The organism is Streptomyces hundungensis, assembly GCF_003627815.1.
Classification (GTDB): domain Bacteria; phylum Actinomycetota; class Actinomycetes; order Streptomycetales; family Streptomycetaceae; genus Streptomyces; species Streptomyces hundungensis_A.
Window position 1 is genome coordinate 1784216 of record NZ_CP032698.1, and the last position, 21166, is coordinate 1805381.

The window sequence follows — 21166 nt, forward strand, 5'->3', positions numbered from 1 at the left end:
CTACCGGAACGTGCTCCCGGACGTCGACCTCGAACTGACCGCCACACCGCTGGGAGGCTGGCGCCAGGTCCTGGTGGTTCACACGGCGGAAGCGGCGGCGAACCCTGTGGTCAAGAGGCTGCATCTCGACGTGATGGCCGACGGACTGACGGTCAGCGCGGACGCCGCAGGCAATCTCAAAGCCGCCGACAGCGACGGTAAGCCGCGCTTCACAGCTCCGAGCCCGATCATGTGGGACTCGGCTGCCTTACCGTCGCGAGCGTCGCGGCACACACCGACGCTCAGGGCATCGACCTGGTTCCCGACACCAAAGTGCTCGGGCAGGGCACGGGACCGTGGTTCATCGACCCGGGATGGAACCCGTCGACGGACAGCAAAGGCGTTCAGGCTTGGGCCCAGGTCCAGGAAGCGTACGAGGACACGAACAAATACAACGGAACCCAGTACGGCCAGGACACGCCCGCCACGGGCTACTGCGGGTATGTGGACACCGAGCACCCGTGCAGTCCTTCCGGCCGCACCCGCGCGTACTTCCAGGTCGGCATCGGCGGCTTCCTTCATAATCAGGGCGCCTACGTCATCGAGGCCCGGCTGAAGGCAAGCATCATCGCCTCCTCCAGCCCGTCCACCAAGACACCCCTGGGCCTGTACGACACCGGATCTATAGCCAGCCCGACCAGTTGGAACCATCAGCCCTGCGGCACCGGCTCGGTGATGGGCGGCTGCAACAAGATCGGCAGCATGTCGGTTTCGGGGTCCGGGGACATCGACTACGGCGTTCGCGACACGATCAGGGGCGCGGTCGCCAACGCGTGGCCCAACTTCACGTTCGCCTTCGCCCCGGACAACGAGTACGAGAAGCTCTACCGCCAGCGGTTCACCTCGAAGGAGGGCCAGGCTCCCCACCTCGTCATCACGTACGACATCAAGCCCACTGTCAATAATCTCCGGACCGGCCCGACCCCCGGATTCGCAAGCACTGGCTCGTACTCCGCGTGCAGCTCCAAGTGGGACAACGCCGGCTGGATCGGCGCCAACGCCAACACCACGATGACCGTCGCAACTGCGTCTCCCACAGGTGAGACCATCAGCACCAAGTTCAAGCTCTGGGACAACGACGACAGCAACAGCACAAGCAACTTCGCCACCGGCTGGGCAGCCGGCGGCGATGCCACCATCAGCACCGGGGCCCTGATCGACGGGCACAGGTACGGCTGGCAGGCGCAGGCCACGGACTACACCCTCAACAGCGACGTCAGCAGCAATTGCTACTTCCTCGTCGACCGCACTCCGCCGACAGCCGCCATCGCCTCCACCGACTTTCCCGCCTCGGGCACCCTCAATGCCCGACCCAAGTACGCGGGTCAGCCAGGGACCTTCACGCTCACTGGTACCGACCCGGTGCCCAGCTCCGGAGGCCGTAGTTCCGGCCTGGCGTGCGCGCGGTGGGCCACCGACCCCGTCAAGGCTGCGGCCACCGGCTGGAAGTGCACCGACACCACCGCCGGGATCGTGAAACTCACGGGCGGCAAGGCTGACATCACCATCACGCCGGCACACTGGGGCACCAACTTCGTCTACCTCCAGACCCAGGACGACGCGGGCAACATGTCCCAGCCCGCGGCCTACAGCTACTACGCGCCGTCCAACCCGAACGACCCGGTCAAGCCCGTCTTCGGCGACGTCAGCGGCGATAAAATTCCCGATGTCCTGCTGCCCGACTCCGCCGGTGACCTGCGTCGCATCGGCGGCGGGACGGACCCCAACACCGCGCCCAACGCACCATTCAAGACAGTCGACGACACCGATCCTCGGGCTGGATTCCACACCTCGCCCACCGGCAATGGCTGGCAGAACACCCAGATCACGCATCGCGGCAGTCTCGGGTACAAGACCGTCGATGACTTGATGGCCCATCAGCTGGGCGACAGCACTCTGTACCTCTACCCCAACGACGCGGACGGCGGTCGTTTCGACGCCCAGTTCAAGACCGTCATGGCCAAACCGACCAGCTGCGCCAAGGCCGACGCCTCCACGAGCATTTCTTGCGCAGACTATGGTTACGGCAGTGACTGGTCGCAGGTCACCCAGATCGCAGCCTTCGGTTCCCTTCAAGGCGACTCTGCCCACCAGGTTCCCGGAACCAACCAGTACGCCCTCAACCAGACCACGCTGCTCTTCGTGGAGAAGGGGCGGCTGTGGCTGGGACTGCCGGGACTCGGCAACCAAGTGGACTCCCCGGCCATCCTTCTGTCCGGCAACGACCAGCAGTGGGGCGGCTACGACCTCATCACACCGGGCCGCGCCAAGGGCACCGACCTGCCCACGCTATGGGCCCGCTCCAAGGCCGACGGGACCATACGCGCGCTCCCCGTCAAGGGGACGACCGATGCTCCCGACCTGACCGGATTCACCACGCCCGGCCGGGGAACCTTGCTCGCCACCGTCGACCCGGCCCGCTATCCGCGCGTCGGCTCCGACGGCGACCTCACCGGTGACGGCATCCCGGACCTGTGGGCCGTCGATGCCCACCAGCAGCTCGTCTCTTGGAACGGCACCGGCACCGCTCCCACCAGCCAGCTCCCGCACCCGGACGTCACCGGCCTCGCACCGGACCTGACACCGCAGGGCAATCTCAACATGCCCACCGCGGCCTGGAACCTGACCGGCCCGGCCACCGACGGAACCGTGGCCAGTAGCACCGGCAACTACCCCGCAACCGCCGTCGGCATCAGCTGGCCGACCGGCATCGTCGACGGCCGACGCACCGACTACGCGGCGTTCAACGGTCCCCAGTCGACCATCACGACCAACGCATCCGTCCTCGACACCCGCAACAGCTTCACCATCAGCGCCTGGGCGAAGGCTTCCGGTGCCGGCGGGGTGATCGTCAGCCAGGACAACACCACCGCTCAGCGAAGCGACTTCCTCGTCTATCCCGACCCCGACGGCAGCACCTGGCGCTTCGCGCTGACCAACCCGACCAAGCCGAGCACCAGTTGGCAGTACGACAACACCGAAGCGGTCAACGCCCAGGCCCGCGTCGATCCCAATGTCTGGACCCGACTCACTGCCGTCTACAACGCCGACACCGGCCGGATGAGCCTCTATGCCAACGGGGTGCTGGTAGGGTCCGGCAGCCACAACAGGGCCAACAGCGCGGCACCCACCGGTCCGCTCGTCTTCGGCCGCTACCAGGCCAAGGGCGCGCCGAGCCCGATGGGCGCGGGCCTGTACGGCGGCGCCAGCAACCTCGCCGTCTATCCGTACGCCGCCTCGATCACAGCGCCTGACGCCCGCGGCCCCGTAACCGTCACGAGTTCGGCAACCACCTGCATCGATTCCGATGGCGGACAGAACACGGACGGCACCAAGGTCCAGATCTACACCTGCAACCAGACCGCTGCCCAGCAGCTCGAACTCCGGGACGACGGCACGTTGCGCATCCTCGGCAAGTGCGTCGACGCCGTCAACAGCGGCACCACCAACGGCACTCTGCTTCAGCTCATGACCTGCAAGGGCACCGCGAACGAGCAGTGGCAGGCACGCGCAGACGGTAGTTACCTCAACGTCAACGCCCAGCGCTGCATCGACCGGAACAACAACACTCTGGCCAACAAGACGCAGTTGCAGCTGTGGGACTGCAAGAACATCGACGCACAGACCTGGACGAGCGCAAGCCTCGGCACTGCGTCCCTTCCCGCTCCCCTGCCACTGCCCGACAACGGGAAGGCCCCCACGGTGCCGACCGGCGGCCTCCTCCACAACGTCAACAGCCGTTACTGCCTGGAGATCAACAACTCCAGCAAGGACGATGGAGCGCCCGCCCAGCAGTGGGCCTGCGTCGGGCAGGCCGGCGCACAGTGGCAGTTCCGTCCCACCACCACTGCGGGTGTCTACGAGATCGTCAACGCCAACAGCGGGAAGTGCCTGGAGATAGGCAACTCCAACACCGCCGACGGCGCCCGCGCCCAGCAGTGGACCTGCAAGGGCGTCCCCACCCAGCAGTGGACCGTCAAGCCCATCGACACGACGGGCAACTGGAACATCGCCAACCTGAACAGCGGCAAGACCTTGGAGATCGACAGCTCGAGCAAGGCCGACGGGGCCCCCGCTCAGCAGTGGGCCCGCGTCGGCGACGCCAAGCCCTCGCAGAGCTGGTACCTGTAGCCACCACCGCCTGACGCATCAACAGCCTGGCGGGAGGCCGGCCGTTCCCCTCGAAGGGGGCGGCCGGCCTCCTGCTGCCCGCTCGCCCCTCGGCTCCGGACCGGGCGCGGCCACCCCGGCCGCGGAACCCGGCTCCCACATCGGCATTAAGCCCTGAACAGTCAGTCCTCGTGCCCCAGTTGAAGGTCCCGCTCGGTCCGCCCCCCGCCCGCGACCTGCAACACCGTGGCCACCGGCGGGTACCCGGCCGCGATCACCGTGTATTCGCCCGACGACAGGTCGACGAAGCGGAAGGTGCCGTCGGGGCCGGTGGTGAGGGTGTCCACGACGTTTCCGGCGGCGTCGAGCAGGGTCACCCGCGCGTCCTCGACGGGGCGGCCGCCGCCCGCGCGGACCGTGCCGCGCAGCACCGCCCCGCCCGCGAGCTCGATGTCCTGGCGGGTCTCCCGGGAGGACTGCACGCTCACCGGCACCGCGGCCGGGCGGAAGGCCGGTGCGCTCGCGGCCAGGGTGTACTCCCCCGCCACCAACTCGCCGATCACATAAGCCCCTTCGCGCCCGCTGCGGGTGCTGGCGACGACTTCGCCGCGTACGTCGGTGAGGGTGACGGCGGCGTCCCGGACCGGGCTTCCGTCGGCGGTGACGACCGTGCCGGCGAGGCGTCCCGCGCCGCCGAGCACCACGTCGAGGTCGACCGGGCGCTCCCCGACGGTGACCGCTACGGCCTGCGGCTGGTGTCCGCCGGCCGCCGCGATCAGGACGTAGGAGCCGGCGCCGGGCACGCTGAGCGCGTACCGTCCGTCCGCGCCGCTGGCCCCGCGGCCGACCTGCTGTCCCCGGACGTCGACGAGGGTGAGGGCGGCGCGCGGCACGATCGACCCGTCGTGGTGCTGGACGGTGCCGCAGACCGGAACGCCGCTCGCACAGCCCGGACCCGGGGCGGTGCGGGCGTGGGGCAGGGGCGCGGTGTCGACCACGGGGGAGTTCTCGGCGGTGGGGGCGTTCTGGGACACCAGCGGTTTCTCCTTGAGGAAGAAGGCGAGGACGAAGCCGAGCACGAGCACCGGCACGAGGTAGAGGAAGATCCGGGGCATGGCGTCGGCGTACGCCCGGATGTAGCCGTCGCGCAGTTCGGGCGGCAGGGCGTGCACGAGTTGCGGGGTGATCGACTCGGGGTCCGGCAGCCGGGCTCCGCTCGGGAGCCGTTCGGTGAGGGCGTGGGCGAGACGGTTGGTGAACAGGGTGCCGAAGACCGCGGCGCCGACGCTGCCCCCGATCTGCCGGAAGTAGTTGTTGGCGCTGGTGGCGGTGCCGAGGTCGGCGGGGTCAACGGCGTTCTGCACGGCGAGGATCAGGACCGGCATGACCAGGCCGATGCCGGTGCCGAGCACGGCCATCCAGATGCTGTAGTCCAGGCGCGGGGTGTCGGTGCCGAGCCGGGAGAGCAGCCACATGCCGACGGCGGAGACCGCGCTGCCGAGGATGGGATAGACACGGTAGTGGCCGGTGCGGCTGATGAGCTGGCCGGAGACGATGGAGGCGCCGACGATGCCGCCCATCATGGGCAGGACGAGCAGCCCGGATTCGGTGGCGCTGGCTCCGTCGACCATCTGGAGGAAGGTCGGCAGATAGCTGGCGGCGCCGAACAGGGCGACGCCGATGACCGCGCCGACGAGCCCGGAGAGGGTGAAGATCGAGTCGCGGAAGAGGCGCAGGGGGATGACAGGTTCGGCGGCGTGGTGCTCGACGACCAGGAAGAGCAGGGTCGTTCCGGCGGCGCCCGCGGCAAGACCCAGGATGGTGCGCGAGCCCCAGGCGTACTCGGTGCCGCCCCAACTGGTCAGTAGAACCAGGCAGGTTGAGGCGGCGGCGAGCAGCAGCATGCCGAGCACGTCCAGGCGCGGCCGGACGCGGGGCCTGGGGAGCTTCAGTACGACGGTGATGACGGCGAAGGTGACCAGGCCGAAGGGCACGTTGATGTAGAAGCACCAGCGCCAGGAGGCGTGGTCGGTGAAGAAGCCGCCGAGCAGGGGCCCGGCCACCGAGGCGAGCCCGAACACGGCGCCGATCAGGCCCATGAACCGGCCGCGCTGCCGGGGCGGCACGATGTCCGCGATGATCGCCTGCACGCCGATCATGAGTCCGCCGCCGCCGATGCCCTGCATGGCCCGGAAGGCGATGAGCTGGTCCATCGTGTGCGACCAGCCCGCGAGCGCCGAGCCCACGACGAACACGACGATCGCGAACTGGAAGACGGGCTTGCGGCCGAACAGGTCGCCGAGCTTGCCGTAGATCGGCAGCCCGATGGTCGAGGCGAGGAGATAGGCGGTGACGGCCCAGGAGACCTTGTCCAGTCCGTGCAGATCGCCGACGATCTTGGGCAGCGCGGTCGCGACGATCATCTGGTCGAGCGCCGCGAGCAACAGGGTGAGCATCAGACCGAGGAAGATCATGCGCACCCGGCGGGGGTCCAACGGGGCCGGTGGCGGCGGGAGTTGGTCCGGTGGCGGCGCCGCCGGAGCCGGAGCGGGCCGGGTGGCCCGCTCGTCCTTCACCAGAGTGATCCCGCCCACGTAAGTCTCCCCTCGTCGCGCTTGCGCCGAGGCATTTCTCGCATTGGGCGACAACCGGGGCAAGCGGGGCGAGGGGAGCGGCAGGCGTGCGCCGGGGGCTTAAGCGCTGGCGGGAGCACCTACGGCGCACAACCGGCCGGAACGGAAGTCCACCCGAACCGGTGACCGTACGCGAGGGTGGTGGGGGCTACTTCTCGACCTCGGCGGCGAGCTTGGCGAGCATCGCGTCGTAGATGCGGCCAAGTCCCTTGGGCGCGAAGGTCCTTTCGAAGAATCCGCCGATGCCTTTGGCGCCGTTCCACACGGTGCTGACGACGACCTTGGAGCGGCCCTCGCCCGCGGGCGTGACCGTCCAGGTGGTGACCATGGAGGAGTTGCGGTCCTTCTCGACGAGCTGCCCGTCGGTCGGCTCGGTGACCTCCAGGAGGCAGTCGCGCACCCGCTTGCTGGTGGCCTGGAGCTTCCAGTGGACCAGGGTGCCCTCGCCGTCGCCGCCCTCGCGCACCTCGTATTCGCTGAAGTGTTCCGTCAGAAGCTTCGGGCGGCCGTTCTTGTAGTCGGCGAGCGTGTCGAACACGGTCTTCGGATTCGCCGCGATGATCCGCTCCGTCGCGGCCTCGACCTGCGCCATGGCACTTCCTCCAGCACGTGTGTTTCCGGGGTTCTCGGGGTGCGCCAAGCCAACCACCTCCCGGTCCGGCGTCACAATCCGGGTTGCGATCAAGAAGGGAACATGTGTTCTATTCAGGGGTGGGAGTGAACGACGACGCCCACAGGAGCGAAGGAGGGCGTTCATGCGCTGGGAGAATCTCGCCGACGACGACGCCTCGGCCGGCCCGGCCCGCACGGCCGCGCTGTTCGCCGCGGACGCGGTGACCACCCGGACCTTCGACACCCCGGAGTTCCGCGGGATCACCTTCCACGAGGTCCGGGCGCGCTCGATCGTCAACCGGGTGCCGGGCGCCTCCCGCATGCCGTTCGAATGGACCGTCAACCCCTACCGGGGCTGCTCGCACGCCTGCGTGTACTGCTTCGCCCGCAAGACGCACAGCTATCTGGACCTGGACACCGGGCTCGGCTTCGACTCGCAGATCGTGGTCAAGGTGAACGCGCCGGAGCTGCTGCGGGGACATCTGGCCTCGCGCCGCTGGCAGGGGGCGCACATCGCGATGGGCACCAATGTCGACTGCTACCAGCGCGCGGAGGGCCGCTATCAGCTCATGCCGGGCATCATCGAAGCCCTGCGCGACCACGCGAACCCGTTCTCCATCCTGACCAAGGGCACCCTCATCCTGCGCGAACTGGAGCTGCTCAAGCAGGCGGCCGCGGTGACCGAGGTCGGCATCTCGGTGTCGGTGGGCTTCGTCGACCGGGAGCTGTGGCGCACCGTCGAGCCGGGCACCCCCGCCCCGGACCGCAGGCTCGACGTGGTGCGCACCCTGACCGAGCACGGCATCGGCTGCGGGGTCCTGATGGCGCCGGTGATCCCCTTCCTGGGCGACCACCCCGACCAGCTGCGCGCCACCGTGCGCGCGATCGCCGCCTCCGGCGCCACCTCGGTGACCCCGCTCGTCCTGCATCTGCGGCCCGGCGCCCGCGAGTGGTTCATGGCCTGGCTCGGGCAGCACCACCCCCACCTCGTGCGGCGCTACGAACGGCTCTACGCGGAGGGGGCGTACGCGCCGAAGTGGTACCAGCGCCGGATCACCGGCCAAGTGCACGAGCTGGCCACCGAGTTCGGCATCGGCCCGGCCCACCGCGGCGCCGCCCGCCGCATCCCGGCCGCCCCGGAGCCCGCCGAACCCCAGCCGACCCAGCTCACCCTGCTCTGACACGGACCGCCGCCAGCGCGAGGGCCCGGGGCGCGGGCCGATTGTCAGTGGTGTGCGCGAAGATGGCGGCATGACGACACCGACGCGCATCTCCGCGCCCGAAGGCATCGCTCCCGCCCAGGGCTACAGCCATGTGGTCTGGGGCACCGGCAGGTTCGTGGCCGTCTCCGGTCAGTGCGCCCTCGACGAGGACGGCAAGGTGGTCGGCGAGAACGACGCGCGGGCCCAAGCCGATCAGGTCTTCGAGAACCTGCGCCGCTGCCTGGCGGCGGCCGGCGCCACCTTCGAGGACGTGGTGAAGCTGACCTACTTCACCACCGACATAGCCCACCTGCCCGCGATCCGCGCGGCCCGTGACGCCGTGATCGGCCCCGACCGGCTGCCCGCCAGCTCCGCCGTCCAGGTCAGCGCGCTGTTCCGGCCCGAACTCCTGGTGGAGATCGAGGCGTTCGCGGTGATCGGGCAGAGCGCGGAGCAGGCCTAGGGCCTGTCCGGCGGATCTTGTCTGGGACGCGGGGGCCGAGCCCGGCGGGAGGCGACCAGATCCGCCGGACAGACCCTAGCCCCGGCCCCGGCCCGCCCGGATGCGGCGCAGCGCCCAGGCCGCCGACCGGGCCAGGCGCGGCTGGGCCAGGGCTTCGGTCAACACCTCGACGGCCCTCAGGTCGCCGAGTTCGCCGAGCCCCTCGATGCAGGCCTGGGCCACCCGCCAGTACGGGCTGTGCGGTGACAGCAGCGGCCGCAGCGTTGTGATCAGGGCGGGTACGGACTCGGGGGCGCGCAGCGCGGTGAGCAGCCGGACCGGATGCAGGGCGTAGGCCGTGCGCAGTTCGTTGGTGGCGAGGGCGGCCGCGGCGCGCGCGGTCCGCGGGTCGCCCAGTCTGGCCAGGGCGTAGGCCGCGGTCACACAGCGTTCCGGGTCGCGGTGGTTGAGCAGCAGGATCAGCGCTTCGAAGGCCCGCCGGTCCCCCGCGACGCCGAGCCGGAACGCCGCGATCTCCCGTGCCCAGAGCGGGCGTTCGGGCTCGACGAGCACCGCCGCCAGCTCGCCGTGGTCGACGGTGGCGATCAGCCGCTCGTACGCCGGTGACCCCCCGGTCTCGCCCCGCACCCGGTCCAGGAGGGACCGTAACTCCTCGTCCATGTCCAAAATCCTATGGACCTTCGCCTCCCCACGCCGGTGCACGGAAAAATCTCCTGGTGCGGGGTGACGTGCCAGGCGAGTGACGTACCACGCGGGTGGCGTGCCACGCGGAGGCCGCCGGCCCCGCGCGCGCCGGGCCCGGGGCGAGCCAGATCACATCGCTCGGACGCGGCGGAGGGCTGGCGCGCTCGTTACTCGCCGGTTAACCTCAGGTGAGCGGGTAACCCCCGCGACTCCGGTGGCCTGGTGACGCAGCCACCGCGAGTGTTCGTCGGTTCGGCTTTTCTGTACGACGCGCCCCGGGACAGGGCCGTCGGCCCTTGGTACCACGACTCAACTCCCGCACGCCGTACGCCCGTTGGCGTATCCGAACGCCCTTCGATGCCGGTCGCGTGCGCCCTCTCTCAGTCGTCACTCATCCCTGGAGTCCCGTGATGGACGTCCCCCTGAACACTGTCGCCGTCGTCGGTCTCGGCACGATGGGCACCGGCATCGCCGAGGTCCTGGCCCGCGCCGGCCGCGAGGTCATCGGCATCGACATCAGCGAGCGCGCCGGCCGCCAGGCCGTGGCCTCCCTCGAGGCCTCCACGGCCCGCTCGGTGGCCCGTGAGCGGATCACCCCGCAGGAGCGCGGCGACATCCTCGCCCGGTTCCGTACCTTCACCGACCTCCAGGCCGCGGCCGAGGCCGAACTCGTCATCGAGGTCGTGCCCGAGTCGTACGAGCTGAAGCACCAGGTCTTCCAGGCCCTCGACGCGATCGTCGCGCCCACCGCGATCCTGGCCACCGGCACCAACGCCCTCTCGGTGACCCGCCTGGCCGCCGACTCCGCGCACCCCGAGCGCGTCATCGGCCTGCACTTCTTCAACCCGGCGCCCGCGATGAAGCTGGTCGAGATCGTCTCGTCCGTGCTGACCGCTCCCCCGGCCGTCGACGCGGTCACCGCCCTCGCCCTCGACCTCGGCAAGGAGCCCGTCGCGGTCGGCGACCGGCCCGGCTTCGTCGCCGACGGGCTGCTGTTCGGCTACCTCAACCAGGCCGCCGCGATGTACGAGTCCAAGTACGCCTCGCGCGAGGACATCGACGCCGCGATGAAGCTGGGCTGCGGGCTGCCGATGGGCCCGCTCGAACTGCTCGACCTGATCGGCATCGACACCGCCCGCACCGTCCTGGAGGCGATGTACGCCTCCTCCCAGGACCGCCTCCACGCACCCGCCCCCATCCTCGGCCAGCTCGCCGAGGCCGGCCTGACCGGCCGCAAGCGGGGCCGCGGCTTCTACACGTACGAGGGCGAGGGCAGCGCGGTCACGGTGGCCGACGCCCAGACCCCGGACACCATCGCGGGCGCGGGCGGCGGCCGTGAGGTCCGCTCGGTGGGCGTCGCGGGCTCGGGCACCATGGCCTCCGGCATCGCCGAGGTCTTCGCCAAGGCCGGCTACCACGTCGTGCTCGCGGCCCGCAGCCTGGAGAAGGCCGAGACCGCCAAGTCCCGTATCGCCACGTCGCTTTCGCGCTCCGTCGACAAGGGCCGGCTCACCGCCGAGGCCCGCGAGGAGACCCTCAACCGGATCACGGCGGCGGGCGCTCTGGAGGCCTTCGCCGAGGTGGACCTCGCCGTCGAGGCGGTCGCCGAGGACCTGGAGGTCAAGCAGCAGCTCTTCGCGTCCCTGGACAAGATCTGCAAGCCGGGCGCGGTGCTCGCCACCACCACCTCCTCACTGCCCGTCGTCGCCTGCGCCCGCGCCACCTCGCGCCCGCAGGACGTCATCGGCATGCACTTCTTCAACCCGGCTCCGGCGATGAAGCTCGTCGAGGTGGTCCGTACCGTGCTCACCTCCGACGAGGTGCACGCCACGGTCCGCGAGGTCACCGCGAAGATCCGCAAGCACCCGGTGGACTGCGGCGACCGCGCCGGATTCATCGTCAACGCGCTGCTCTTCCCGTACCTCAACAACGCGATCAAGATGGTCCAGGAGCACTACGCGACCCTGGACGACATCGACGCCGCGATGAAGCTCGGCGGCGGCTACCCCATGGGCCCCTTCGAACTCCTCGACGTGGTGGGCCTGGACGTCTCGCTGGCCATCGAGAAGGTGCTGCACGCCGAGTTCCGCGACCCGGGCCTGGCCCCGGCGCCGCTGCTCGAACACCTCGTCGCGGCCGGCTGCCTGGGCCGCAAGACGGGCCGCGGATTCCGCGAGTATGCCCGGCGCTGATCCGGACGCCGGGTGGGGTGGGCTGCTGCAACCTCCGGGCAGCTCGCCCCCGTGGGCGCGACTTCCCGCGGCGATGCAGTACGTTCGCTCCATGCCCCAGCCAACCAGGTCCTCCCGTACGAACGCCGTGCCCGACGCCCCGGAGAGCGCCGCGGGCAGCCGGGCGGCCGCCCAGCGGCTCAAGATGCGCCGTGAGCTGGCGGCCGCGGCGATGGACCTGTTCTCCGCGAAGGGGTACGAAGCCACCACCGTCGACGAGATCGCGGCCCAGGCCGGTGTCGCCCGGCGGACCTTCTTCCGCCACTTCCGCTCCAAGGAAGAGGCGATCTTCCCCGACCACGACGACACCCTGGTGCGCGCCGAGGCGGTCCTGAACGCCGCCCCGCCGCACGAGCACCCGCTGGACACGGTGTGCCGGGGCATCAAAGAGGTCATGAAGATGTACGCGGGCTCCCCCTCGGTCTCCGTGGCCCGCTACAAGCTGACCCGTGAGGTGCCGACGCTGCGCGAGGCCGAGATCGCCTCGGTCGCCCGCTACGAGCGCCTCTTCACGCGCTATCTTCTCGGCCACTTCGACGAGCACGACCACCAGCCGGGGAACGACGACCCGCTGCTCGCGGAGGTCGCCGCCTCCGCGGTCGTCACCGCCCACAACCACGTCCTGCGCCGCTGGCTGCGGGCCGGCGGCCAGGGCGATGTGGAGGCCCAGCTCGACCACGCCTTCGCGATCGTCCGGGAGACCTTCGGCTCGGGCATCGGGGCGGGCCGCACGGCGGCGCCGCAGCCGGCCGCGGCCTCCGTGTCGACCAGCGACGAGGTGCTGGTCGCGGTGGCCCGAACGGACGCACCCCTGGACGAGATCATGCAGAGCATCAAGCAGGCCCTGAAGTCCCGGTAGCACCCGCACCGCACCACCGATGGCCGCGTCCCCCGCTCGGGGGACGCGGCCATTCGCGTCCGCCGCGACGCTCCTGACCTGCAACGATCGATCATCGCTCATCTGTGCGGGCCATTTTTCAACTGAGAGAAACTCTTGGCACGCAGTGACTTGTCACTTGGCACTGGGTGCCATACGTTGATGTTGTCCGGGCGGTCGGAGTACAGGAAGATCTCGTACACCGGCTGTCCCCACGAGCCGCCACTGGCGAGTGCGCCCGGACGCCTGCGTCACAGGCAACCCTCCCGCGCCCAACCGGCGCTGCCGTACTCGCACCACCCCGCCGAACCGACGGCACACCTCCACAGCACCACCCCCGAAGACCCTCAACGCCCCTCAGGGGCGCTTCGACGGAGGCAACACCGTGAAGGAAATCCTGGACGCGATCCAGTCGCCGGAGTCCACCTCCGCCGACTTCGCCGCTCTGCCGCTCCCCGAGTCGTACCGCGCGATCACCGTGCACAAGGACGAGACGGAGATGTTCGACGGGCTCACCACCCGCGACAAGGACCCGCGCAAGTCGATCCACCTCGACGAGGTGCCGATCCCCGAACTCGGCCCGGGCGAGGCCCTGGTGGCCGTCATGGCCTCCTCGGTCAACTACAACTCGGTGTGGACCTCGATCTTCGAGCCCGTGTCCACCTTCAGCTTCCTGGAGCGCTACGGCCGGCTCAGCGAGCTCACCAAGCGGCACGACCTGCCGTACCACATCATCGGCTCCGACCTCGCGGGCGTCGTGCTGCGCACCGGTCCCGGAGTCAACGCCTGGAACCCCGGCGACGAAGTCGTGGCGCACTGTCTGTCGGTCGAGCTGGAGAGCTCCGACGGCCACAACGACACGATGCTCGACCCCGAGCAGCGCATCTGGGGCTTCGAGACCAACTTCGGCGGCCTCGCCGAGATCGCGCTCGTCAAGTCCAACCAGCTCATGCCCAAGCCCAAGCACCTGAGCTGGGAGGAGGCGGCGGCCCCGGGCCTGGTCAACTCGACCGCCTACCGCCAGCTCGTCTCCCGCAACGGCGCCGGCATGAAGCAGGGCGACAACGTCCTGATCTGGGGCGCCAGCGGCGGCCTCGGCTCGTACGCGACCCAGTTCGCGCTCGCGGGCGGCGCCAACCCGATCTGTGTCGTCTCCAGCCCCGAGAAGGCCGACATCTGCCGTGCCATGGGCGCGGAGGCGGTCATCGACCGCAACGCCGAGGGCTACAAGTTCTGGAAGGACGAGCGGACCCAGGACCCCAAGGAGTGGAAGCGCTTCGGCAAGCGCATCCGCGAGTTCACCGGCGGCGAGGACATCGACATCGTCTTCGAGCACCCGGGCCGCGAGACCTTCGGCGCGAGCGTGTACGTCACCCGCAAGGGCGGCACCATCACCACCTGCGCCTCGACCTCGGGCTACATGCACGAGTACGACAACCGCTACCTGTGGATGTCCCTGAAGCGCATCATCGGCTCGCACTTCGCCAACTACCGCGAGGCGTGGGAGGCCAACCGCCTCATCGCCAAGGGCAAGATCCACCCGACGCTCTCCAAGGTGTACTCCCTGGAGGACACCGGGCAGGCCGCCTACGACGTGCACCGCAACCTGCACCAGGGCAAGGTCGGCGTGCTCGCCCTCTCCCCCCGCGAGGGTCTCGGCGTCAGCGACCCCGAGCTGCGCGAGAAGCACCTCGACGCCATCAACCGCTTCCGCAACGTCTGAGCCGGGAAGTTCCATGACAGAGCGTCAGAAGGATCGACCGTGGCTCATGCGGACGTACGCGGGCCACTCGACGGCCGAGGCGTCCAACGAGCTGTACCGCAACAACCTGGCCAAGGGGCAGACGGGTCTGTCGGTCGCGTTCGACCTTCCGACGCAGACCGGATACGACCCCGATCACATCCTCGCCCGCGGCGAGGTGGGCCGGGTCGGGGTCCCGGTCTCTCATCTCGGTGACATGCGCCGCCTGTTCCAGGACATCCCCCTGGAACAGATGAACACCTCGATGACGATCAACGCCACCGCGATGTGGCTGCTCGCCATGTACCAGGTGGTCGCCGAGGAGCAGGGCGCGGACATCACCAAGCTCCAGGGCACCACCCAGAACGACATCGTGAAGGAGTACCTCTCGCGCGGGACGCATGTCTTCCCGCCGGGTCCTTCGCTGCGGCTGACGACAGACATGATCTGTTACACCGTGAACAACATCCCCAAGTGGAACCCCATCAACATTTGCAGCTACCACCTGCAAGAGGCGGGAGCCACCCCGGTCCAGGAGATCGCGTACGCGATGTCCACCGCGATCGCCGTCCTGGACTCGGTGTTCGCCTCGGGCCAGATCCCCGACGACCGCAGGGGTGATGTGGTCGCCCGCATCTCCTTCTTCGTGAACGCGGGCGTCCGCTTCATCGAGGAGATGTGCAAGATGCGCGCCTTCGGCCGCATCTGGGACAAGATCACACGGGAGCGGTACGGGATCGAGGACGCCAAGCAGCGCCGCTTCCGCTACGGCGTCCAGGTCAACTCCCTGGGCCTGACCGAGGCGCAGCCGGAGAACAACGTCCAGCGGATCGTGCTGGAAATGCTGGCCGTCACGCTGTCCAAGGACGCTCGGGCCCGCGCGGTCCAACTCCCCGCCTGGAACGAGGCGTTGGGGCTGCCGCGTCCCTGGGACCAGCAGTGGTCGCTGCGCATCCAGCAGGTGCTGGCGCACGAGAGCGATCTGCTGGAGTACGAGGACATCTTCGAGGGCTCGCACGTCATCGAGGCCAAGGTCGAGGCCCTGGTCGAGGAGTGCCTGGCCGAGATCGGGCGGATCGAGGAGATGGGCGGGGCGCTGGCCGCCGTCGAGTCGGGCTACCTCAAGTCGCAGCTCGTCTCCTCGCACGCCGAGCGCCGGGCGCGCATCGAGGCCGGCGAGGAGAAGATCGTCGGCGTCAACTGCTACGAGACGACCGAGCCGAGCCCGCTCACCGCGGACCTGGACGGCGCGATCATGACGGTGGACCCCGCCGTCGAGGCCCGCGTCGTCGCCGCGCTCAAGAACTGGCGCGACACCCGCTACCAGCCGCCGTTCAACCACCCGCGCCCGTGCAAGGCGCTGGAGAAGCTGAAGCAGGCCGCCGAGGGCACCGGCAACCTGATGGAGGCGACCTTGGAGTGTGTGCGCTCCGGGGTGACCACCGGCGAGTGGTCCCAGGCACTGCGCGAGGTGTTCGGCGAGTTCCGGGCGCCCACGGGTGTCTCCTCCGCGCCGGTCGCGGTCACCGCCGAGGAGGGCACGCCGCTGGCCGCCGTCCGCGAGAAGGTGGCGCGCACGGCCGAGGAGCTGGGCTCCGGACGGCTGCGCCTGCTGGTCGGCAAGCCGGGCCTGGACGGTCACTCCAACGGCGCCGAGCAGATCGCGGTGCGCGCGCGGGACGCCGGCTTCGAGGTGGTCTATCAGGGCATCCGGCTCACTCCGGAGCAGATCGTCAGCGCCGCCCTCGCCGAGGACGTGCACTGCGTGGGCCTGTCCATCCTGTCCGGCTCGCACGCCGAACTCGTCCCGGACGTCCTGGTGCGGCTGCGCGAGGCGGGCGCGGCCGACATCCCGGTGATCGCCGGCGGGATCATCCCGCCCGCGGACGCCGCGGACCTGCGCGCGGCGGGCGTGGCCGCCGTTTTCACCCCTAAGGACTTCGGTATCACGGAGATCATCGGCCGTATCGTCGACGAGATCCGGAAAGCGAACAAGCTCGACCCGTTGGAGGTCCCCGCATGAGCACCCCCGTCTCCCCCGTCAACCGGCTCCGCCCGCGTCGTTCCTGTCTCGCGGTCCCGGGTTCGAACCCCCGCTTCCTGGAGAAGGCCCAGGGCCTGCCGGCCGACCAGGTCTTCCTCGACCTGGAGGACGCCTGCGCGCCGCTGGCCAAGCCCGAGGCCCGGCACACCATCGTCAAGTTCCTCAACGAGGGCGACTGGACGGGCAAGACGCGGGTCGTGCGGGTCAACGACTGGACGACCGAGTGGACGTACCGCGACGTCGTGACCGTGGTCGAGGGCGCCGGACAGAACCTCGACTGCATCATGCTGCCGAAGGTGCAGAGCGCCGACCAGGTCGTCGCCCTCGACCTGCTGCTCACCCAGATCGAGAAGACGATGGGCTTCGAGGTCGGCAAGATCGGCATCGAGGCGCAGATCGAGAACGCGCGCGGTCTGAACAACGTCAACGCGATCGCGGAGGCCTCGCCGCGCACCGAGACCATCATCTTCGGCCCGGCCGACTTCATGGCGTCGATCAACATGAAGTCCCTGGTCGTGGGCGAGCAGCCGCCCGGGTACGGCGCGGACGCGTACCACTACATCCTGATGAAGATCCTGATGGCGGCCCGCGCCAACGACCTCCAGGCGATCGACGGCCCCTACCTCCAGATCCGCAACGTGGACGGCTACCGCGAGGTGGCGAAGCGGGCCGCAGCGCTCGGCTTCGACGGCAAGTGGGTGCTGCACCCGGGCCAGGTCGAGGCGTCGAACGAGATCTTCTCGCCGTCGCAGGAGGACTTCGACCACGCCGAGCTGATCCTGGACGCGTACGACTACTGCACCTCCGAGGCGGGCGGCAAGAAGGGCTCGGCGATGCTCGGCGACGAGATGATCGACGAGGCCAGCCGCAAGATGGCGCTGGTCATCTCCGGCAAGGGGCGTGCGGCCGGTATGCAGCGCACGTCCAAGTTCGAGATCCCGGAGGCGTGAGCGAGATGCAGTTCGGCCGCACCTATGAAGAGTTCGAAGTCGGCGCCGTCTACAAGCACTGGCCCGGAAAGACGGTCACCGAGTACGACGACCACCTCTTCTGTCTGCTCACGATGAACCACCACCCGCTCCACATGGACGTCAACTACGCCGAGAACACGACCGACTTCGGCAAGAACGTCGTCGTGGGCAACTACATCTACTCGCTGCTTCTCGGCATGAGCGTGCCGGACGTGTCGGGCAAGGCGATCGCCAACCTGGAGATCGAGTCGCTGCGGCACGTGGCGCCGACCTTCCACGGCGACACCATCTACGGCGAGACGACGGTCCTGGACAAGACCCCGTCCAAGTCGAAGAACGACCGCGGGATCGTCTACGTCGAGACCAAGGGCTACAAGCAGGACGGCACCCTGGTCTGCGTCTTCCGCCGCAAGGTGATGGTGCCGACCGAGACGTACATCAAGGAGCGCGGCGGCGAACAGCCCGGTCGGCCGGTGCTCGTCGAGCCCGCCAAGAAGCCCGCTCAGAAGTCGGAGAAGTAGCCATGGCCCGTCTCGCGCAGACCGCCGGTCTGACCGACGTCCAGCAGGAAATCCTGTCCACCGTACGGGACTTCGTCGACAAGGAGATCATTCCGGTCGCGACCCAGCTGGAGCACAAGGACGAGTACCCGACCCAGATCGTCGAGGGGCTCAAGGAGTTGGGCCTGTTCGGCCTGATGATCCCGGAGGAGTACGGCGGCCTCGGTGAGTCGCTGCTCACCTACGCGCTGTGCGTCGAGGAGATAGCGCGTGGCTGGATGTCGGTCTCCGGCATCATCAACACGCACTTCATCGTGGCGTACATGCTCAAGCAGCACGGCACCCAGGAGCAGAAGGACACCTTCCTGCCGCGGATGGCGCTCGGCGAGGTGCGCGGCGCGTTCTCGATGTCGGAGCCGGCGCTCGGCTCGGATGTGTCGGCGATCACGTCCAAGGGGGTCAGGGACGGCGAGGAGTACGTCCTCAACGGCCAGAAGATGTGGCTGACCAATGGCGGAACGTCCTCACTGGTCGCCGTTCTGTGCCGGAGTGACGAAGGACACTCCCCCGAGGAGGTGGCCGCCAGGCCCCACAAGTCGATGACGACCTTCCTCGTGGAGAAGGAGCCGGGCTTCGGCGAGGTCCGCCCGGGACTGACCATTCCCGGCAAGATCGACAAAATGGGATACAAGGGCGTAGACACGACCGAATTGGTCATGGACGGCCTGCGAATTCCGACCAATCGCGTACTCGGCGGGGTCACCGGCCGAGGGTTTTACCAAATGATGGACGGCGTCGAGGTCGGCCGCGTCAACGTCGCGGCCCGTGGCTGCGGGGTCGCCCAGCGTGCATTTGAGTTGGGTGTCTCCTACGCCCAGCAGCGGCACACCTTCGGCAAGCCGATCGCCCAGCACCAGGCCATCCAGTTCAAGCTCGCCGAGATGGCTACCAAGGTCGAAGCCGCACATGCGATGATGGTGAACGCAGCACGCAAAAAGGACTCCGGGGAACGAAACGACCTCGAAGCAGGGATGGCGAAGTACCTCGCCTCCGAGTACTGCAAGGAGGTGGTGGAAGACGCGTTCCGCATTCACGGCGGTTACGGCTTCTCCAAGGAGTACGAGATCGAGCGCCTGTACCGCGAGGCGCCGATGCTGCTCATCGGTGAAGGTACCGCCGAGATCCAGAAAATGATCATTGGGCGCCGACTTCTTGAGGAGTACCGGTTCCAGGGTTGATTGTCGCTTTTGAGTCGGTTCGGCCGCGAAGAACATCACACCCTGTAAGCGTTTTTCGAGGCTTTCCGGCCGACCGACTCGGCTTCTGGCTTGCCCAGTTGCGGCTCGCAACCGATACCATCGCCGGTAAACCTGCCGCCGTCCCCCGTTGCCAGCGCGGCATCATCCGCTACGAAGGTCATCCATGCCCCACAGCCAAACCTCTGCACCACGCGACGGCTTCCTCAAGGGACGCCTTGCTCGCGGAGCATCGCCGTGGCTTCTGCCGACCGTCGCCACCGCAGCCCTCAGCCTGGCCCGATCCCGCCGCTCCAAGAGCGCCGCGATCGTGGCCGTGCCCACCACCGCTCTGGCGGCGGGCATGCTGTGGTTCTTCCGCGACCCCGAGCGTGAGATCACGCAGGGGCGGGTCATCTCCCCCGCCGACGGTGTGGTGCAGAGCATCATGCCGTGGAAGGACGGACGGACCCGCGTCGCGATCTTCATGAGCCCGCTGAACGTCCACGTCAACCGCGCGCCCCTGGCGGGCACGGTGACGTCCGTGGAGCACATCCCGGGTGGCTTCGTTCCGGCGTTCAACAAGGAGAGCGAGAACAACGAGCGCGTTGTCTGGCACTTCGACACCGAGCTCGGCGACATCGAGATGGTGCAGATCGCCGGTGCGGTCGCGCGCCGCATCGTGCCGTACATCCCCCAGGGCACCAAGGTGGAGCAGGGCGAGCGCATCGGCCTCATCCGCTTCGGCTCGCGGGTCGACATCTACCTCCCCGAGGGTGTCGAGGTCGCGGTCGAGGTCGGGCAGGCGACCACCGCGGGGGTGACTCGAATTGACCGTGATTGATCCCGAGACGCAGGCCGGCTGGGTCCCCGAGGCGGAGTCCGAGGACGACGTCGAGGAGATGCCGCTGTCACTGAGGCTGTCGATAGCGGACACCCTCACGCTCGGCAACGCCACGTGCGGCTTCATGGCGGTGTACTTCACCACTACGGGCATCCTCATCCCGCACCTCTCCGGCAGCCAGGAGACGGGCATGGCGCGGCACTCCGCCGCGACCGCCGTGATCCTGATGCTGCTCGCGGCGATCTTCGACCTCTGTGACGGTCTGGTCGCCCGCAAGCTGCGCAGCTCCCCGATGGGCGCCGAGCTGGACAACCTCTCGGACCTCATCAGCTTCGGGCTCGCCCCGGCGTACTTCGTGCTCGTGTACGGGATGGTCGCGGACGACGCCCACCAGCGGGTGGCCGCGGTCGCGGCGATCACGGTGCTGCTGGCCGTGGTGCTCAGACTCGCGCGCTTCAGCTGCGTGACGATGAAGGACGGCATGTTCCAGGGCATGCCGAGCCCGTTCGGCGCGCTGACGGTCGTCTCGATCGTCCTGCTGGAGCTGCCGTTCGTGCCGACGCTGCTCGCCGTCATAGGAGTCGCCTGGCTGATGGTGAGCCGGGTCGAGTACCCGAAGCCGCGGGGTGTCCTCGCGGTGGCGATGCTCAGCTGGATCATCGGGGCGATGGGGCTGCTCGCGGCGTGGGCGTTCGACGCCCCCGGCGGTCAGATGCTGCTCCAGACGGGCTGCGCGTTGCAGATCGTCCTGGCGGCGACGATTCCGCTGTTCGCGACGGCCCGCCGGGTGAACACGTTCCGCGACAACCGGCGTGAGGCTCGGGCGGGGCAACTCCCGTAGGTTGCTCACGCCGCCGAAAAGGGGCCCGGGGTTCTTGTGACCCCGGGCCCCTTTTTTATCCCCGGTGGGGGGGGGTGGGTGCGTTGCTGTCGCGGCTGTGGGTCGTGGGGGCGGGTCGTGGGGGCGGGTCGTGGGGGCG

The 21166-nt window shown here is 69.0% G+C and carries 16 protein-coding genes; 12 read left to right on the forward strand and 4 right to left on the reverse strand.

The window, feature by feature from the left end:
- The first annotated feature begins 231 nt into the window (after positions 1-231).
- A complete protein-coding gene (locus tag DWB77_RS08000; RefSeq protein ID WP_120720581.1) occupies positions 232-4170 on the forward strand; it encodes an RICIN domain-containing protein in 3939 nt (1312 codons plus the stop codon).
- 161 nt (positions 4171-4331) lie between these two features.
- Here the strand turns inward: DWB77_RS08000 and DWB77_RS08005 are convergent, their stop codons facing one another.
- Both DWB77_RS08005 and DWB77_RS08010 read right to left on the reverse strand, forming a co-directional pair.
- Complete coding sequence (locus DWB77_RS08005) at positions 4332-6743, reverse strand: MFS transporter (protein WP_120720582.1); 2412 nt, start codon at positions 6741-6743, stop codon at positions 4332-4334.
- 187 nt (positions 6744-6930) lie between these two features.
- Positions 6931-7374 (reverse strand): SRPBCC family protein, encoded by a 444-nt coding sequence (locus tag DWB77_RS08010; RefSeq protein ID WP_120720583.1) that lies wholly within the window; start codon positions 7372-7374, stop codon positions 6931-6933.
- Between the two features lie 163 nt (positions 7375-7537).
- Here DWB77_RS08010 and DWB77_RS08015 point away from each other — a divergent pair, with 163 nt between their 5' ends.
- Both DWB77_RS08015 and DWB77_RS08020 read left to right on the forward strand, forming a co-directional pair.
- Positions 7538-8575 carry an Rv2578c family radical SAM protein gene (locus DWB77_RS08015; RefSeq protein ID WP_120720584.1) on the forward strand — a complete coding sequence of 346 codons (1038 nt, stop codon included), beginning with the start codon at positions 7538-7540 and terminating at the stop codon, positions 8573-8575.
- A 70-nt stretch (positions 8576-8645) separates the two neighbouring features.
- Complete coding sequence (locus tag DWB77_RS08020; protein WP_120720585.1) at positions 8646-9059, forward strand: RidA family protein; 414 nt, start codon at positions 8646-8648, stop codon at positions 9057-9059.
- Positions 9060-9134: 75 nt separating this feature from the next.
- On the opposite strand, the gene DWB77_RS08025 is transcribed toward DWB77_RS08020, so the two are convergent.
- Positions 9135-9719 carry an adenylosuccinate lyase gene (locus tag DWB77_RS08025; protein WP_120720586.1) on the reverse strand — a complete coding sequence of 195 codons (585 nt, stop codon included), beginning with the start codon at positions 9717-9719 and terminating at the stop codon, positions 9135-9137.
- Between the two features lie 434 nt (positions 9720-10153).
- Between DWB77_RS08025 and DWB77_RS08030 the strand changes: the two genes are divergently transcribed.
- The 7 genes from DWB77_RS08030 to DWB77_RS08060 all read left to right on the forward strand — a co-directional run bounded on the left by DWB77_RS08030 (position 10154) and on the right by DWB77_RS08060 (position 19345).
- On the forward strand, positions 10154-11935 hold the full coding sequence (locus DWB77_RS08030) for a 3-hydroxyacyl-CoA dehydrogenase family protein (RefSeq protein WP_120720587.1): 1782 nt from the start codon (positions 10154-10156) through the stop codon (positions 11933-11935).
- A 91-nt stretch (positions 11936-12026) separates the two neighbouring features.
- A complete protein-coding gene (locus tag DWB77_RS08035; protein ID WP_428985110.1) occupies positions 12027-12833 on the forward strand; it encodes a TetR family transcriptional regulator in 807 nt (268 codons plus the stop codon).
- Positions 12834-13236: 403 nt separating this feature from the next.
- Complete coding sequence (gene ccrA, locus DWB77_RS08040; protein WP_120720589.1) at positions 13237-14574, forward strand: crotonyl-CoA carboxylase/reductase; 1338 nt, start codon at positions 13237-13239, stop codon at positions 14572-14574.
- A 13-nt stretch (positions 14575-14587) separates the two neighbouring features.
- Entirely contained in the window at positions 14588-16615 is a 2028-nt protein-coding gene (locus tag DWB77_RS08045) for a protein meaA (RefSeq protein ID WP_120720590.1), read from the forward strand.
- On the forward strand, positions 16612-17586 hold the full coding sequence (locus DWB77_RS08050) for an HpcH/HpaI aldolase/citrate lyase family protein (protein WP_120720591.1): 975 nt from the start codon (positions 16612-16614) through the stop codon (positions 17584-17586). Before DWB77_RS08045 ends, DWB77_RS08050 begins: the two co-directional genes overlap by 4 nt.
- Before the next feature lie 5 nt (positions 17587-17591).
- Complete coding sequence (locus DWB77_RS08055) at positions 17592-18128, forward strand: MaoC family dehydratase (RefSeq protein ID WP_120727515.1); 537 nt, start codon at positions 17592-17594, stop codon at positions 18126-18128.
- Positions 18129-18130: 2 nt separating this feature from the next.
- Positions 18131-19345, forward strand: coding sequence for an acyl-CoA dehydrogenase family protein (locus tag DWB77_RS08060; RefSeq protein WP_120720592.1), 1215 nt, complete (start codon positions 18131-18133; stop codon positions 19343-19345).
- Between the two features lie 35 nt (positions 19346-19380).
- On the opposite strand, the gene DWB77_RS37660 is transcribed toward DWB77_RS08060, so the two are convergent.
- On the reverse strand, positions 19381-19527 hold the full coding sequence (locus DWB77_RS37660) for a hypothetical protein (protein WP_162952470.1): 147 nt from the start codon (positions 19525-19527) through the stop codon (positions 19381-19383).
- 2 nt (positions 19528-19529) lie between these two features.
- Between DWB77_RS37660 and DWB77_RS08065 the strand changes: the two genes are divergently transcribed.
- Positions 19530-20186 (forward strand): phosphatidylserine decarboxylase, encoded by a 657-nt coding sequence (locus tag DWB77_RS08065; RefSeq protein ID WP_120720593.1) that lies wholly within the window; start codon positions 19530-19532, stop codon positions 20184-20186.
- Entirely contained in the window at positions 20173-21027 is an 855-nt protein-coding gene (gene pssA, locus DWB77_RS08070) for a CDP-diacylglycerol--serine O-phosphatidyltransferase (RefSeq protein ID WP_174248520.1), read from the forward strand. Before DWB77_RS08065 ends, pssA begins: the two co-directional genes overlap by 14 nt.
- The last annotated feature ends 139 nt before the right edge of the window (positions 21028-21166 follow it).